We start from the raw sequence: 14,001 nt of genomic DNA, 5'->3' as shown, positions 1-14,001 counted from the left end.
TATTATCCAATGATTACTTTACGGCTCTCTCCCTCTCCTCCAGCAATGCTCGTACCTTTTCCCTCATATCTTCTATCGCCTTCGACATCACCTTCGGCTCCTTAGTCAATACGATACGGGCATTTTCCTTCATCTTCTCAGGCTGAAAACATACAGGGTCTGCATAAAACTTCGTCAGTACATAATAAGAATATATACGTATAGGCAGGACATTGTGGGAACGAATCAGACATTTTTCCGCTTCTTCATATCTGTTCAGCTTCCAATAATTCATCCCCTGCAGATACCAAACGACTTGTGTATTACATAATTCCAACGCCTCTTCCACGATATCGACCGACTGTTCATATTTCCCCAACTCATACAAAATGTGCCCATATTCATATAAGAAATTATGATTGCCTTTCAATAACGGATACAACCGGACATATTTCTCTTCCGCTATCTCGTATTTCCCATTATAATACCATCTACTATCTTTTTTCCAATTTACGTAAGCAGAATATGAATTATCGGTACAAATAGCCCATCCTGTTCCTCCCAAAAACAATACAATTAGAACAAGCCAGAACCTACTGCGCAGAATATCCTCCCAAAAACACATGCCAATAATAGCATAAAAAGTAACTTGCAGCACTGGAATCTGCAATGGATAAGAGAAAAAAGCAAATACAGACAACGACATCAACACCGCACAAAATCCATACTTTTTTCTCCTATACGCCCTATACCATGCCAGACAAATAATAGCCAAAAAGAGAATTAAGACCAACAGCCCCTTTTCGACAGCTATCTGCAAATAATCATTAAAAGCATATTCCGGTATTCCCGCCACATATTCTTCCCAAGCTTCATAATCTCCACTGGCAAAATGCTTTTCCTGCAACACTCCGCAGACATGCATAAAACTGCCATCCCCATATCCGGTGAGTGGTTGCCCGGCAATAGCCTGTATACATAATTTCCAGATAAACAGCCTTCCTAATGCAGAATTTCCCTTTATGACAAATCCCAAGATACACAATAATCCCACGCACACCGATAGCAACATCACTCCACCGGATATTACTTTCCATTTGTTCTCATGCAGATAATGCGATAATCTCCTGTGCCATGAGTATCGGACAAAACACAACCAAACACTTGACACAACTACAGCCAACCACGCTGCACGGCTCATGGCGGCAATCAGCACACACAATAAAAGAACAAGCACAATCTCCACAACAAAGTAAACAGGCGTACGCCCGCCCTTTTCTTTCAACCGTAGCCATTCATTGAAGCAAAGCATATATCCTACAGCCACATACCCAATATATGGTCCGGGATTATTGAATGTTCCTGTAAGTGTAAACAACAGATTGCCAGGCATTGCGCAACCAGCCAGTTGCAACAGCCCCCATACAGCTTCTATAGAACTTAAAAATATCAATGTCCAACTAAAAAGAGAACCAAGTTTGTCTGCTTTTATAGAGGGGCTTAACAGCAATGCCATCAATACCAAACTTATTGACAAACTTATAAAAGCCCGGCCAATCCATAACCAATGTCCCTCAGTTGCTCCTACAGGTATATCTTCAAACCTCAGAAGAACAACACTCAACATGGAAACAATTCCTAACCCTCCCCAAAAATATGCAACAGATTCTTTTTTAGTCAAACACATACACTTCAATGTTTAAAAATCAGTTTGTTTACAATCAACACATTTTCACTCATACGCAATTCCTCATATTTTTCCGGATAATACTCGCCTATAAATTCGTCATTAAGGTAAGTAACCCAAGTATTGGAGAGATTGGAAGATACCCAACGACCAAAATTGAACAAACCTGAAATATCCATTTCGGGAAAAGAGCAACTCTCTACTTTCTGAGTATTCTTATCCAATAAAGTAAAAGAGGTAGTCATATCAGGCAAAGCCCAAATAGACAAAAGATACCTGTCTGTATTTAAAACTATATCACAATTCGCATGTTCTTCTTTTATATAATAGCTACTTTCAACGCCTATAAAATCGCCGGTCATTTTATAGTTCGATTTATGCTGAAAAATCTTATGTATCGATTCGTCCTGAGGATTGAACGAATAGAATATGCCAACAGGAGGATCGTAAATTTGAATAGTCCCATCTTCCTGCAAAGTCATTGTATTCCATCCGGAACTACTAAAAGGATATATCTCTGAAATGGCTAAAACTCTTTTAGAAAGTTCTCCCTGTCTGTCCATAATCCATACTCCATGCATTTTGTTCATTCCACTCACTGTATGACAAAGGAAATTACCATTGGATAATTCCCGCCATTACTGTCCCGTAAAAGTGGATAAATAGTTCTTTGAAATAATTGAAATATAGTCTATTAGATACTACTTTTTAGGCGCGACGATTTGAAATCATACCTTTGAGGTCAATTAAGGTGACCTCAAATGAACCAAGATAAATATGTTTTCGCTCAGTTAGTAGAATTCTTGAACAATGATAAGTTCAGAAGACTTGTAGACAAGTATGATGGCAATCGTTATGTGAAACATTTCACTTGCTGGAGTCAGTTACTTGCAATGATGTTCGGTCAACTCAGTAATCGTGAAAGTCTTCGTGACTTGATTGTAGCTTTGGAAGCACATCAAGGAAAGCGTTATCATTTGGGATTGGGTCGTGAGCCCATTGCCAAAACTACGCTTGCATCTGCCAATCAGAATCGGGATTACAGAATCTTCGAAGATTTTGCTTTCTATATGATGAAGGAAGCATGTGAAAAACGATCGACTCACATCTTGGATATTCCAGGAAGGAAGTATGCGTTTGATTCCACTACGATTCCTTTATGTTTGGCTACATTCCCTTGGGCGAAGTTCCGTAAGAAAAAAGGTGGAGTTAAGGCTCATGTCCTTTATGACATAGAAGCACAACTTCCAGCCTTTTATACAGTAACTACAGCATCCAGGCATGATTCAACAGAAATGTCCGCAATTAATTATGAGCCAAATGCTTATTATATATTTGACAGAGCGTATGACTCGTTTAAAGAACTTTATCGGATTCATCTTACAGGTTCTTTCTTTGTAGTCAGAGCGAAGTCTAATCTGAAATGCAAGTTCTGTAAATGGAAGCGTAGAATGCCGAAGAATATCCTTTCAGATGCGGAAGTGAAACTGATAGGGTACACTTCTGAAAAGAAGTATCCTGAATCATTCAGAGTCATCCGTTTCTATGATGAAGAGGATGATCGTGAATTCACATTCCTGACGAATGCCAAACACATATCTGCACTTGATGTTGCCAATCTTTATAAGAAAAGATGGTTCGTGGAACTTTTCTTCAAATGGCTGAAACAACACCTTAAGATAAAAAGGTTCTGGGGTACTACCGAGAATGCGGTTCGAATACAGATTAGTGTTGCTATCATCACCTATTGTTTAGTAGCTATTGTCCAATATGATATGCAACTGAATCGTTCAACTTATGAGGTCTTGCAGATTCTTAGCATCTCATTAACAGATAAAACGCCTTTACAAGAGCTGTTTAATAAGACTAATTTCAATGATGTCAAAGAACAATTTAATCCCCTTATTCCGGGATTATTTGATTAATTAATAACTCGTCCCGATTTTAACGGGACACTAGTGAATTCCCGCATATAATTGTATACCAACTTAAATGGATGTGATATTGTCCCTATATAGGCTCCATCAAAAGAATATTCATAAATTCGGCACGGACCAATATCGGCTATGTAAATCGAATTCTTTCCTAAAAAGCAGGATGTAAGTTCGGCATACTCTCCCGGACCTTCACCTCGTTTGCCAATCGTATTCAGAAACGTTCCATCCGAATTGAAACGATAAACAATGTCTTGTTTTGAATCGACTACATAAATGCCGGAGTCATCAAATAAAATGTCTTTTACTCTTCCAAAAAAGCAGGATTCCGGCAATTCCAAACGAGTGAACTTCACCGTATCAATAAAAGTTGATAATGGATAACTTTCTTTGATATTGGTATGATCATACTTTACTATTTCACAAGTGTCGTCATAAGTAGAAGTACATGAAACACAAAATAACAATACACATAAAAACAGATTTATTATTCGCATGGTACTTTATGGCATTAAGTTCATATGTTTTTTATCGTTTAAAAATCAGTTTGTTTACAATCAACACATTTTCACTCATACGCAATTCATCATATTTTTCCGGAAAATACTCGTCTATAAATTCATCATTAAAACAAGTAACCCAAGTATTGGAGAGATTGGACGGCATCCAATTGCCGAGATTGATCAAACCAGGAATATCCATTTCGGGATAAGAGCAGTTCTCTACTTTCTGAGTATTTTTATCCAATAAAGTAAAAGAAGCAGTCATATCAGGCAAAGACCAAATAGACAAAAGATACCTGTCTGTATTTACAATTATATCACAATTCGCATGTTCCTCTTTTATATAATAGTTACTTTTAACGCCTATAAAATCACCGGTCATTTTATAGTTCGATTTATGCTGGAAAATCTTATGTATCGATTCATCTTGAGGATTGAACGAATAGAATATGCCAACAGGAGGATCGTAAATTTGAATAGTTCCATCTTCCTGCAAAGTCATTGTATCCCACCCGGAACTACTAAAAGGATATATCTCTGAAATCGCTAAAACTCTTTTAGAAAGTTTTCCTTGTCTGTCCATAATCCAAACTCCATGGGTATTTTCATTACCACCATCTACTGTATGACACAAAAAATTACCATTTGGCAATTCCCGTATATAATCGTATACTAATTCAAAAGGATGTGAAATTGTACCTATATAGTCTCCATCAAAAGAATATTCATAAATCCTGCTTATGTAAATATCGGCTATGTAAATCGAATTCTTTCCTAAAAAGCAGGATGTAAGTTCGGCATACTCTCCCGGACCTTCACCTCGTTTGCCAATCGTATTCAGAAACATTCCATCCGAATTGAAACGATAAACAATGTCTTGTTTTGAATCGACTGCATAAATGCCGGAGTCATCAAACAAAATATCTCCCACCCTTCCAAAAAAGCAGGATTCCGGTAATTCCAAACGAATGAACTTCACCGTATCAATAAAAGTTGATAATGGATAACTTTCTTTGATATTGGTATGATCATACTTTACTATTTCACAAGTGTCGTCATGAGTAGAAGTACATGAAACACAAAATAGCAATACAAAAAGAAACAAATTTATTATTCTCATAACACAGCTATTTTATATTCGGTAAAAAGACTTTAGTACTTCAAAACGCTAAAATCTCGACGATGACATTTAACGAGAGATACCAAAGAATTTTTACCGAATAATATTACTATTTCTTACATCTATCTAACCCTCTTGCACACCCACTGTATTGGCTATCATTCCGCATACAGCAAGGAATTTGGGTTGGTTTACCTAATTCTCCAATCCAATAACTATAAAATTTTAATTCAAAATATGGCTCCAATGTCGCATCTATTTCCGGATCACATGCCGCAGAAAAAGCCTCAATATTCGCCACTAGATTTAAATCCTGATTTCTTCTGTCTTTCAGGTTCACCGCTATTGTTACAAGAACAACTGCGAACAAATAAATAAAATACTTTACTTTCATGTTAGTTCATTAAATTAAAATACAACTCGCGTATCCTTTTACGGAGCAAAGGATTACCCACACATATTATTTGATTGTTTTGGTCTAACAAGAATACATGAGTGCCCGGAAATTCCATTTTATTGATTTTTCTAAACTCGGCACCATCCGTACATACCGGAATCTGAAAATCTTCATCCTTCAATATATCGTACAGATTTCGCTCAGAAACAGGCTTCATTACAAACAAATATCTTATGTTGGCATTTGTCAATGAATCCACATCCGTAATAAAACGTTTCCAGTCGTCTATCCTCAATTGACACTCTATGCAGGATACAGAATCCATGAGTGCCAATATCTTATAGTCTGCTGTAGAGTAATCGTAGTCTACCGACTCTTTGCCATACAAGCGAAAAGTCATCTGCTCCGGAAAAATCAGTTTTTTACCGTACCATTCCTTGACATAACGAACCTCATCTTGCACAAAAAACTCGCTTCTCAAAACTAAAAATCCTAAAGCCGACAATACCAATAGTATGGATATTGTCTTTACAAACTTTATCTTCATCAAATAAACTGTTATTGGGAAAAATCCTTCCCACTTATGATACATTTTTCTCGTTAGCTCGCTTTTATCATTTCAGCGAGAAGTAGCCGGACACTTACAGAAAACACAACTGTTCTACTATCGTTTCACCTCCTTTTTTAATATGTTATACTTTTTTCTTTCACCCTTTCTCTTTCCAACGGACAAGCTCACGATATGCGGACAATCCCTGTTCTTTTTTAGTACATTCTAAAGAAGCACCCGAAGATGCCACATTCCTGATGGTATAATTCTCCAAGAAATCCGCCCATTGACATAGAACCGCCCAATGCATACCCACAAAAGCAAAGTCCTGTTCCTCCTCCACAATGGCAAGAACCATCTCCAGCATATCGGCAGTGGTCTCTACCACACTATTCCCTTCTTTCACTTGCCGGGAAGCCACGGGATACAACCCCATGTCATAAGGTGGATGCTTTCGCTGCCAACAGGAACTCCCACAATACTCAAATACCGGTTCGAGCAAAGCCTTCATCCAATCAATGCGGTGGAAAAAACTCAATACGGGAAAACTCTCGTAGGCATCTCTTACATTGCCCAACGTATCAGCAAAGCAGAAAAGCTTGTTGTCCGATGAAAGGAAAAAACGGTGCGACGCTACAAAATCACGATATGCAGGCAACATCTGCCGTGCGAACACGGTATCACGTTTGCCAAAGGCTTTACTGTTCCATTTGCAATCGAGCCTGTCGCAGTCCGCTTTTATCTCCTGATAGTGATTACCGACCGATTGCATCAGTCTGTTCATCGTTCGTTCACCATTCCCATTCCAAAAAGGATACAAGCTTTCGCCAGCAAACAACAAGTGTTCTCCTTCCTCATATCCAACCACCAGTATCTCCTCATACCCATTTTCCACACCCAACTTTTGAGAAAGAACGATATGTCCTTCTTCGCTCGTAAACGCAGCACCCTCTTTCATAGCCAAATGCAACCCCTCACACCGGACAAGCCGCCATCCACCGTCTACCCGGCTCTCTGCCTTGGCTTTACCGAACATACATTTCACATCCATATCGAACAATATTTCCACCTCGTGGGTACCGTCATCGTCTCCTTCTATCCGATAGGATACAAAGCCTACAGGCCACCCTGTCATATTCCATTGTTCGGACATGGACGAGGATACAAAATCAAGCCGAAGATGCAGGTCACCGCATTGAAACACATAGTGTGCCTGCGTGGCTTGTATATCCACATATTGCAACAGAGCAGTGTCGGCATCAGCATAGGTCTTATTCTCTACATACAGTCCGAAATCCATTAAGGCAGGGCCACCCGTGTTGCGTCCGTAAACTGCCAGAAGGTTATCTCCTGTCCGAATAGCCTCCATGTCCTCGTCCGTCAAAACATGGCATTCGGCAGAGGGAGTAAAGCATTCCTTTTTAAACCAATATTGTCCGTTGCAATAAATGGTCAGTTGGTCATCGCAGACATATCGGACGTACATTTTATGTCCTCTCAAGGCTTCTTTGTCCGTCACCTCGAATTGCCGGCGAACATACAGATTGTCCGCCACCCATGCTGTATGCACCGGATAGTCTTCATACCCGAAACCAAATCCTCCTCTGCCCGACTGCCACGAAGATTCATCACATCCCGGTTGTTCCCAGCCTTTTCCCGGAAATAAAAAAGTATACTTACACTCCCAACCGGAAATATCATCTTCCGAAAACGAAGCCAAAGGAAACATACGCAAGGAATCTCCGCCACAAAAGCGGTACGTCTTGCCATCCACCCTCACGATTCCCGTCAACGGAAAAGTTGAAAGTCCGGGCGACACCGTCCAATCCACATGCCCGACGGAAGAAACACCGGAAAAAGGAATATTCCGACTGTCCGAACAGGAACAGGAGCAGATGCAAATCAGTGAAACACAACTTACTCCCTCAATGATTCTCTTGACAATTGTTGTCAATCTGCCATTCATTCTTATTTCCATAATTGAATTCCGTTTTCGTAACTAAAAATCCGTTCATCGACTCCACGTGTATGATTGCGTAAAAACAACAATGCATTTTCGGGAATCCCACAAAACACCAACGAATCGGAAGCAGCCTTTACAGTGCCTGCCGATTTCCAATGGCAGTCGCAATAAAACAGTTCATACACATCTCCGGGACGGATATAATTGTCCCGGTTGCGGGGAGTATACACAATGTGGTCTATGCATACCTTTCTACCCAAGTCAAGACCTGCCCAGCCACCGGAAGGATGAGAATAATCAAAGGATGTCCAGGTTTTACCGTCAAACGCGTTCATATATTCGTGCGTACCGTCATTGTAGAAACATCCTGGAGTGCCTATTGACTTCCCTTTGACGGAAGCCGTATCGCCTTTCTCATAAAAAGCGATTTCCGCCACGTTGCAATGAGAGTCGGCAGGTCCCTTATATCTAAGATAACGATACGCTTTGTCCGAGTAACTTCCCGCTACGGTATTTAGCCGGGCAGGCACATCCGTTATTATGTATAATGTATCCGCATCCACAAAATCCGGACGGTTACTTCCTTCGAAAATACCTCCCAACATACGTTCACAGAATAAATCTTCTCCCCCCAAATCGCATTTTGCATACAACACGACCTTCTGCTTGCCTGTGCCGGCAGTACAATAATGCACTTTACCACTCTGCCTGTCGATATAAAAGGGATCGGTCAGGAAGGTGAGTAAACCATTCTCTATGGTAGCCACTCTCATCACTGCACCATTGCGCACATTCCGGAAAATCAGATGGCGGGCATCATACTCTGCCCAGTCCACAGGCACCCAGTTGTCTCTTCTACTCGCACACAGATAGGCTATTCGCCCCTTACGTTTGTCGTGATACTGCCTTTCGAGAGGGATAGACAATTCTTTACTAAAAGAATGTCCATAAGTGGAAGTAACGTCGATGAACTTAGGAAAATTCCAGAAAGGATACACCTCCTCCCCATATGCTGTCATCTGCTTGTGCAGCTCTCTGTTCACACTGAAAGTATACCTATATATTTTAGGGCTGAAATCATCATTATACAATGCACTCTTATGTATTTTTTCCAGTTTCCCCATAAAATCGGATGTATATTCCTCTCCATTTTTATCCCAAGTGACCACCCAAAAGTGTCCTGCATTTGTATGTCCGCGAAGAGGCAGGAAATCGGTGGCGCAAGGAATGCCCAACGCACGAAACAGATAAATCTCAAAGTCGGTCAGGTCTTGGCAACGCCCCACCTGATATTGCACGTAATGAGGGCCGATATGCCCGAAAGGAAAAGGCGAAACAGATGTATAAAAAGAACTGTTGTCCTGCAGCCGATCTCTCAGATATTCGGCTACCACAAACGGGTCTTCACAATCCAGTGAGTCGGACGACCGCAAAGAATCAAGCATCGAATTGTACTTCTCATAGTACATCTCCCGCCAGTAGGTCAACGGTTCGTCTCCGATACGGTAAGGAAGCAGATACTCGCAAAAGGTTTCAAAAGAGACGTTCTTTCCCCAAGGCTGTTCATGCCAGACTTTAAAAGCCCAGTCAATATTGTGGCACAAGTAAGCGGAATCGACTTCAAGTATATCTCTTTTCTGTTGCATCCTGTCTATCGGTCCGAACAGTTGTCGCACAGAATCCGCCAACTGTTCAAACGACCTTGAACGAGTCTCTTTCAACCATATATAATAGGATTTGTAATTCTCCAATTGCTCGCTCTCGGGATACGTATAAAAAGGCATATTCTCTATCAAAAAGCAGGCAGCGGCATATTTCAGACTGTCGACAGCATTCGCATGGTAACGCCGGAGCACTTTCTCCAATTCTACACGATTGTTGCCCGCCGCACGTAAGGCAAACTCCAAAGCAGTAACAGATTCCTGAGGAAGCATTTTATTCAGAATATCTGTCCCAGTTATCATAAACACCAGAATCAGAAACCCGTACATGTATTTTAAATATACCTTTACCATCTGTGTTTTTTTATTATAAGTATTAGTTTCGATTTCCAAGCACGCTGCAAAACAAGTGGTTTCAGTACGAAATCCAAGCTAATATTTTGCCTAAAAAAGACAAAATTCTGTCATATCGCCTATTTCCTACATCTCTTCCTTTATCTGACTTTTTCAGAATCCTCTTCCTACGGATTTTTCCGTTCTCCTTGTCGCTCAGCCGTGGATTCCGGTTTAGCAACTTTCGCATCGGATATGTCAGTCCTATCAAATTAAAACAGCTTACATATAAGAGGACGACTTAAGTTGTCCAATCGGCCGACAGCGGTTGTCCTATTGGCCGACCTCTGTCGGCTGAATAGACAACTACCGTCGGCGGTTAGTAATTAGAAATAAAATATATGATAAGAATGGCAAGTTTCCACTTCTTTGCCTTCTTATCATATATCTCTGAATAATAGCCATGCCAGTTCGTTTATACCGGCATCAGAACGTTGCCGGAAGTGCCAACAACTGATACAGCAAAGTTTTTGCCATCCTGCGATGGCCTGTCGCATTAGGATGCAGCCTGTCGGTATCCGCATCATGAAAATAAATGGAGCACGAATCGTTCAGCGGGTATAATCCGCTAAGGCTATGAAGATCGATGACGGGTACTGCCCATACATTGCCGGCTTCTTTAACAGCTTGGACGTATTCATCTATATAAACGCCTATTTGATTGGCGAATCCTTCGTCGGGCTGTACATTTTCACTGCTGAAGCGGGCTTGCGCACGATGAAGCGGAGTCAGCAGAATCACTTGCTTGTCCGGATAGTTCGTCTTCAGAAAGTGAAGCACCCTATTGATTCGCCCTTTGAACGTATCGTTTTTCAGCAATGGCATACGATATTTGCGGGAATATTCCAATTGTGTATCCGCTACTTTCGTTTTTTTACGTATAGGGTCCGTATACCACTCTCCTAACGGCACATTTGCAAAAAAGTCGTTGGTACCGGCAAAGATGACAATAGCGTCTACTGTATCCTTCTGCTCTTCCCACAATTTATGCGCCTGCTGCAGAACTCCGTTCCATTCGTTTCCATTGATGCCATATACCAAGGGACACAAGCCGAGCCACTCTGCCAAATACTCCCAATAACACTTTGTGGTACCCACTCGTTGTTCATCCGTAATGGAATCACCCAAGAAAGCAACCCTCTTTCCTTTCCATTGACTTTCCGTTATAACGACACTTGGCGTAACGGTTCCTTTGCATTCGCCAAATGGATATGTATCTGCCGCTAAAAACAGGACAGACAACAAACAAGTCACAAATTTTCTTTTCATATACAATACAAATCAATTAGTAAACTATATTATCTACAACTTATTAGAGTGACCATAGAGAAAACTCTTTCTTCGGGATTTTTTCCCAAAGAAAGAGTTCTTCCTTTCTTGATTAAGATAGGTGATAAATAAACGCTATTTGGCGTCTTTACCCCACAGATAAATTTCAGCAAAACCTATCCAACTATTGGGATTTCCTTCCATTTCTGTAACTTCTATCATGAAATAACGCCCTTTTGCATTTTCATTATTGATTGATATTTTTTGGAAATTCGCACTGCTTTCTAATGTTATATCCGCATTATTCACCTTTGTCCATCCCTCACTCCATTTTGTTGTATCAAGAGTACCATTTCCACCATGAGTATTCCAATGCCAATCACCTTCATAGCCTTCTGTTCCTCCTAAATCTCTCAATGGTTCTCTCCATTCCCATTGGTCTGTAACATAGAAATTACATTTATACGGACCTGTGATGTCTCTATGTTCCATAATTTCCACTCCCGTAAACACATAGTTGGCATTCTCACCAAGATCAATAACCACATAATAAGGTTTGTCACATCCCCGATAACACCAATCGCTACGCCAGAATGTATTCGTATCACCATCTATAAGCTTCATAAATGATTCATCCTCATTCTCTTCAAATTTACCGGTTACTCTCCAACCTGTACGTTCCAATCTTTTTGCTGCCGTTACAGTCAAGGTTCCCTGCAACGTACCATCGGTCCAGTCTTCCACAATCGGATCGGACAGTGTGGCGCCACGTTCACCTACGTAAAGGTCGTAAGTATAACTTCTACCGGCTTCGGCTGGTTTGATGCCTGTAATCTTTCTTGTACCGCCAGTCGTCGTTCCTACTTCAACAAACGTTTCCGTATTGCTACCCTCGCCCGGTATTACCAAAGCGGCATACGTATCATTGCCCATTGCATAGGGTGTGATGGATTTCACGGGGCCTTCCACGTTCACCGGAGAAATGGCGGCATACTGAGAGCTGACGGTCAGTGACGCCACACTGCCCAGCCCTTCTTCTACACCGGCTATTTTGATGATAACACGTGCCATCCGACGGTTCATATTCAGTTTCAATACACCATCGGCAGGCTTTTCGGATATTTCCGTCGTACCAGTCATGTAGTCCGCATTGGTGATGTATTCGTTCGATGATTGGTCGGCAGGCAGAATGAAAGTGTTGAAAGAGACACTCGCCACTGCGGGATAATACGCATGATAAGCTACCGCTTCCGGATAAGATTCCGCCCATACCAGACCGTTTTCCCCTTCGGTTGCCCAGTTCTTGTCCGCGCCCATCGTATATACCACAGGGAGCTCATCGCCACATCCAACCGCCAGTTTGTCACCTTGATTAAATGTCTGTTGGCTGGCATCATTCGCCCCCATAGGGTTGCTACGCGTAAACAGCGAATTGCCATCCACCACTGCGTTTATCAGAACCTTGTCGGCATTTGTCGCCGAGCTTTGTCCTTGCACTTCATCGTCATCGTTGCCGCAAGCTGAAAATGTAGTAAGAGCTGCAAGCAAATAAAAATATCTGAATGTTTTCATTGTATATTCTACTTAATTGAGTGACTAATTGTTATCTGCCTATTTGATTGCCTCCAGATTCGATTCAGAAGTAACCACATCCATCGTCAGAGTATAGCAAGTACCCTCCGTGAGTTGAGCTTCATCAGATTTCCATTCATAATCCGTATCACCTATATTGAAAGTAACGGTTAACGTTCCGGCATTTTGCGGCAGCAAAATACACTCGTAAGCTCCCTCCGCATTCTTGAAAGGCGTGATGCTTGCCGTGCCGGCAGCAGAAACGGCTACTACGGCCGGTGTTGCCGTCGTCAAATCGCAAGTTCCGCTTAAAATTACGCCATTCGCCTTCAGGTTGTCCACCGGTGCTGCAACTCCACCGCTAACGGGTTTGATAATCAGTTTGCACAATTTATGTTTCAATTTGATATCAAGTCTGCCATCCTCATTTTGAAGATTGACCGCTCTCTTCGCCAACAGGAAGTCTGCCGTCTTCAAAGCATCTTCCGTGCTCTGATTAGAGGGGACTTTTACTTCAAGACTTCCGTTTGTCAATTGCACGTTGTCTTTAGCAGGCGCAAAGGCACATACTGTTATATTCGGATTATTGGAGTCCCACATCAATGCCTCGCCACTGGAAGTATTCCACCCATCATCGCCCTTTTGCATCAGAATGTTGTAGTTATACTCCACATTTCCGGGGTTGTCGATAATCAACTGGAACTGTTCTAAGTTTTCACTGTTATAACCGGCACGCGTCTGCAAGTCGCCTACCCCCACCGAAAGTTGTATCCGACGGCTATCTGCCGTAGAATTATCGACAGACAGTCCTTCTGTCTGTGAGCAGCTTGCAAGTAGTCCAATAACCGCTGCCGACAAAAAAATCTTTTTCATATTATCTAAAAGATTAAGAAGTTTAAAAATCAATTAAAGTCCATTCGCGAAATAATAATCTGTTCAGACTTCGCTCCAAAGAATCACTTCGGGACCGACC

Annotated in this window: 12 protein-coding genes; 1 reads left to right on the top strand and 11 read right to left on the bottom strand. The window is 41.4% G+C overall.

What is annotated here, in order from left to right; all coding sequences use genetic code 11:
* Positions 1 to 13: 13 nt before the first annotated feature.
* Both ACGHVY_RS06095 and ACGHVY_RS06090 read right to left on the bottom strand, forming a co-directional pair.
* A complete protein-coding gene (locus ACGHVY_RS06095; RefSeq protein ID WP_390597839.1) occupies positions 14 to 1,666 on the bottom strand; it encodes an O-antigen ligase family protein in 1,653 nt (550 codons plus the stop codon).
* 5 nt (positions 1,667 to 1,671) lie between these two features.
* Positions 1,672 to 2,256 (bottom strand): hypothetical protein, encoded by a 585-nt coding sequence (locus ACGHVY_RS06090; protein WP_390597838.1) that lies wholly within the window; start codon positions 2,254 to 2,256, stop codon positions 1,672 to 1,674.
* A 171-nt stretch (positions 2,257 to 2,427) separates the two neighbouring features.
* Between ACGHVY_RS06090 and ACGHVY_RS06085 the strand changes: the two genes are divergently transcribed.
* Positions 2,428 to 3,591 carry an IS4 family transposase gene (locus ACGHVY_RS06085; protein ID WP_002561845.1) on the top strand — a complete coding sequence of 388 codons (1,164 nt, stop codon included), beginning with the start codon at positions 2,428 to 2,430 and terminating at the stop codon, positions 3,589 to 3,591.
* Here the strand turns inward: ACGHVY_RS06085 and ACGHVY_RS06080 are convergent.
* The 9 genes from ACGHVY_RS06080 to ACGHVY_RS06040 form a co-directional block, all read right to left on the bottom strand.
* On the bottom strand, positions 3,588 to 4,097 hold the full coding sequence (locus tag ACGHVY_RS06080) for a 6-bladed beta-propeller (RefSeq protein ID WP_390597836.1): 510 nt from the start codon (positions 4,095 to 4,097) through the stop codon (positions 3,588 to 3,590). The two genes, ACGHVY_RS06085 and ACGHVY_RS06080, sit on opposite strands and share 4 nt — an antisense overlap.
* Positions 4,098 to 4,128: 31 nt before the next feature.
* On the bottom strand, positions 4,129 to 5,223 hold the full coding sequence (locus ACGHVY_RS06075; protein WP_390597835.1) for a 6-bladed beta-propeller: 1,095 nt from the start codon (positions 5,221 to 5,223) through the stop codon (positions 4,129 to 4,131).
* A gap of 109 nt (positions 5,224 to 5,332) precedes the next feature.
* Positions 5,333 to 5,617, bottom strand: a complete 285-nt coding sequence (locus ACGHVY_RS06070) for a hypothetical protein (RefSeq protein WP_390597833.1) — start codon at positions 5,615 to 5,617, stop codon at positions 5,333 to 5,335.
* Between the two features lies 1 nt (position 5,618).
* On the bottom strand, positions 5,619 to 6,167 hold the full coding sequence (locus tag ACGHVY_RS06065) for a hypothetical protein (RefSeq protein WP_390597831.1): 549 nt from the start codon (positions 6,165 to 6,167) through the stop codon (positions 5,619 to 5,621).
* Positions 6,168 to 6,327: 160 nt separating this feature from the next.
* Positions 6,328 to 8,148, bottom strand: coding sequence for a glutaminase domain-containing protein (locus ACGHVY_RS06060; RefSeq protein WP_390597829.1), 1,821 nt, complete (start codon positions 8,146 to 8,148; stop codon positions 6,328 to 6,330).
* Positions 8,139 to 10,148, bottom strand: a complete 2,010-nt coding sequence (locus tag ACGHVY_RS06055; RefSeq protein ID WP_390597827.1) for a transglutaminase domain-containing protein — start codon at positions 10,146 to 10,148, stop codon at positions 8,139 to 8,141. Before ACGHVY_RS06055 ends, ACGHVY_RS06060 begins: the two co-directional genes overlap by 10 nt.
* A 465-nt stretch (positions 10,149 to 10,613) precedes the next feature.
* Positions 10,614 to 11,456 carry an SGNH/GDSL hydrolase family protein gene (locus tag ACGHVY_RS06050; protein WP_390597825.1) on the bottom strand — a complete coding sequence of 281 codons (843 nt, stop codon included), beginning with the start codon at positions 11,454 to 11,456 and terminating at the stop codon, positions 10,614 to 10,616.
* 135 nt (positions 11,457 to 11,591) lie between these two features.
* On the bottom strand, positions 11,592 to 13,028 hold the full coding sequence (locus tag ACGHVY_RS06045) for a fimbrillin family protein (RefSeq protein WP_390597824.1): 1,437 nt from the start codon (positions 13,026 to 13,028) through the stop codon (positions 11,592 to 11,594).
* A 39-nt stretch (positions 13,029 to 13,067) separates the two neighbouring features.
* A complete protein-coding gene (locus ACGHVY_RS06040; protein ID WP_303875810.1) occupies positions 13,068 to 13,901 on the bottom strand; it encodes a fimbrillin family protein in 834 nt (277 codons plus the stop codon).
* Positions 13,902 to 14,001: the final 100 nt, after the last annotated feature.

Source organism: Bacteroides sp. f07, from assembly GCF_042854785.1.
Classification (GTDB): Bacteria; Bacteroidota; Bacteroidia; order Bacteroidales; family Bacteroidaceae; genus Bacteroides.
Note: the sequence above shows the minus strand (reverse complement) of the source record. Positions and strands in the feature narration are given on the sequence as shown.

Bases quoted from the DNA above. Each gene is read 5' to 3' on its own strand.
- ACGHVY_RS06095 (WP_390597839.1), bottom strand. From the start codon at position 1,666: ATGTGTTTGACTAAAAAAGAATCTGTTGCATATTTTTGGGGAGGGTTA.
- ACGHVY_RS06090 (WP_390597838.1), bottom strand. From the start codon at position 2,256: ATGAACAAAATGCATGGAGTATGGATTATGGACAGACAGGGAGAACTT.
- ACGHVY_RS06085 (WP_002561845.1), top strand. From the start codon at position 2,428: ATGAACCAAGATAAATATGTTTTCGCTCAGTTAGTAGAATTCTTGAAC.
- ACGHVY_RS06080 (WP_390597836.1), bottom strand. From the start codon at position 4,097: ATGCGAATAATAAATCTGTTTTTATGTGTATTGTTATTTTGTGTTTCA.
- ACGHVY_RS06075 (WP_390597835.1), bottom strand. From the start codon at position 5,223: ATGAGAATAATAAATTTGTTTCTTTTTGTATTGCTATTTTGTGTTTCA.
- ACGHVY_RS06070 (WP_390597833.1), bottom strand. From the start codon at position 5,617: ATGAAAGTAAAGTATTTTATTTATTTGTTCGCAGTTGTTCTTGTAACA.
- ACGHVY_RS06065 (WP_390597831.1), bottom strand. From the start codon at position 6,167: ATGAAGATAAAGTTTGTAAAGACAATATCCATACTATTGGTATTGTCG.
- ACGHVY_RS06060 (WP_390597829.1), bottom strand. From the start codon at position 8,148: ATGGAAATAAGAATGAATGGCAGATTGACAACAATTGTCAAGAGAATC.
- ACGHVY_RS06055 (WP_390597827.1), bottom strand. From the start codon at position 10,148: ATGGTAAAGGTATATTTAAAATACATGTACGGGTTTCTGATTCTGGTG.
- ACGHVY_RS06050 (WP_390597825.1), bottom strand. From the start codon at position 11,456: ATGAAAAGAAAATTTGTGACTTGTTTGTTGTCTGTCCTGTTTTTAGCG.
- ACGHVY_RS06045 (WP_390597824.1), bottom strand. From the start codon at position 13,028: ATGAAAACATTCAGATATTTTTATTTGCTTGCAGCTCTTACTACATTT.
- ACGHVY_RS06040 (WP_303875810.1), bottom strand. From the start codon at position 13,901: ATGAAAAAGATTTTTTTGTCGGCAGCGGTTATTGGACTACTTGCAAGC.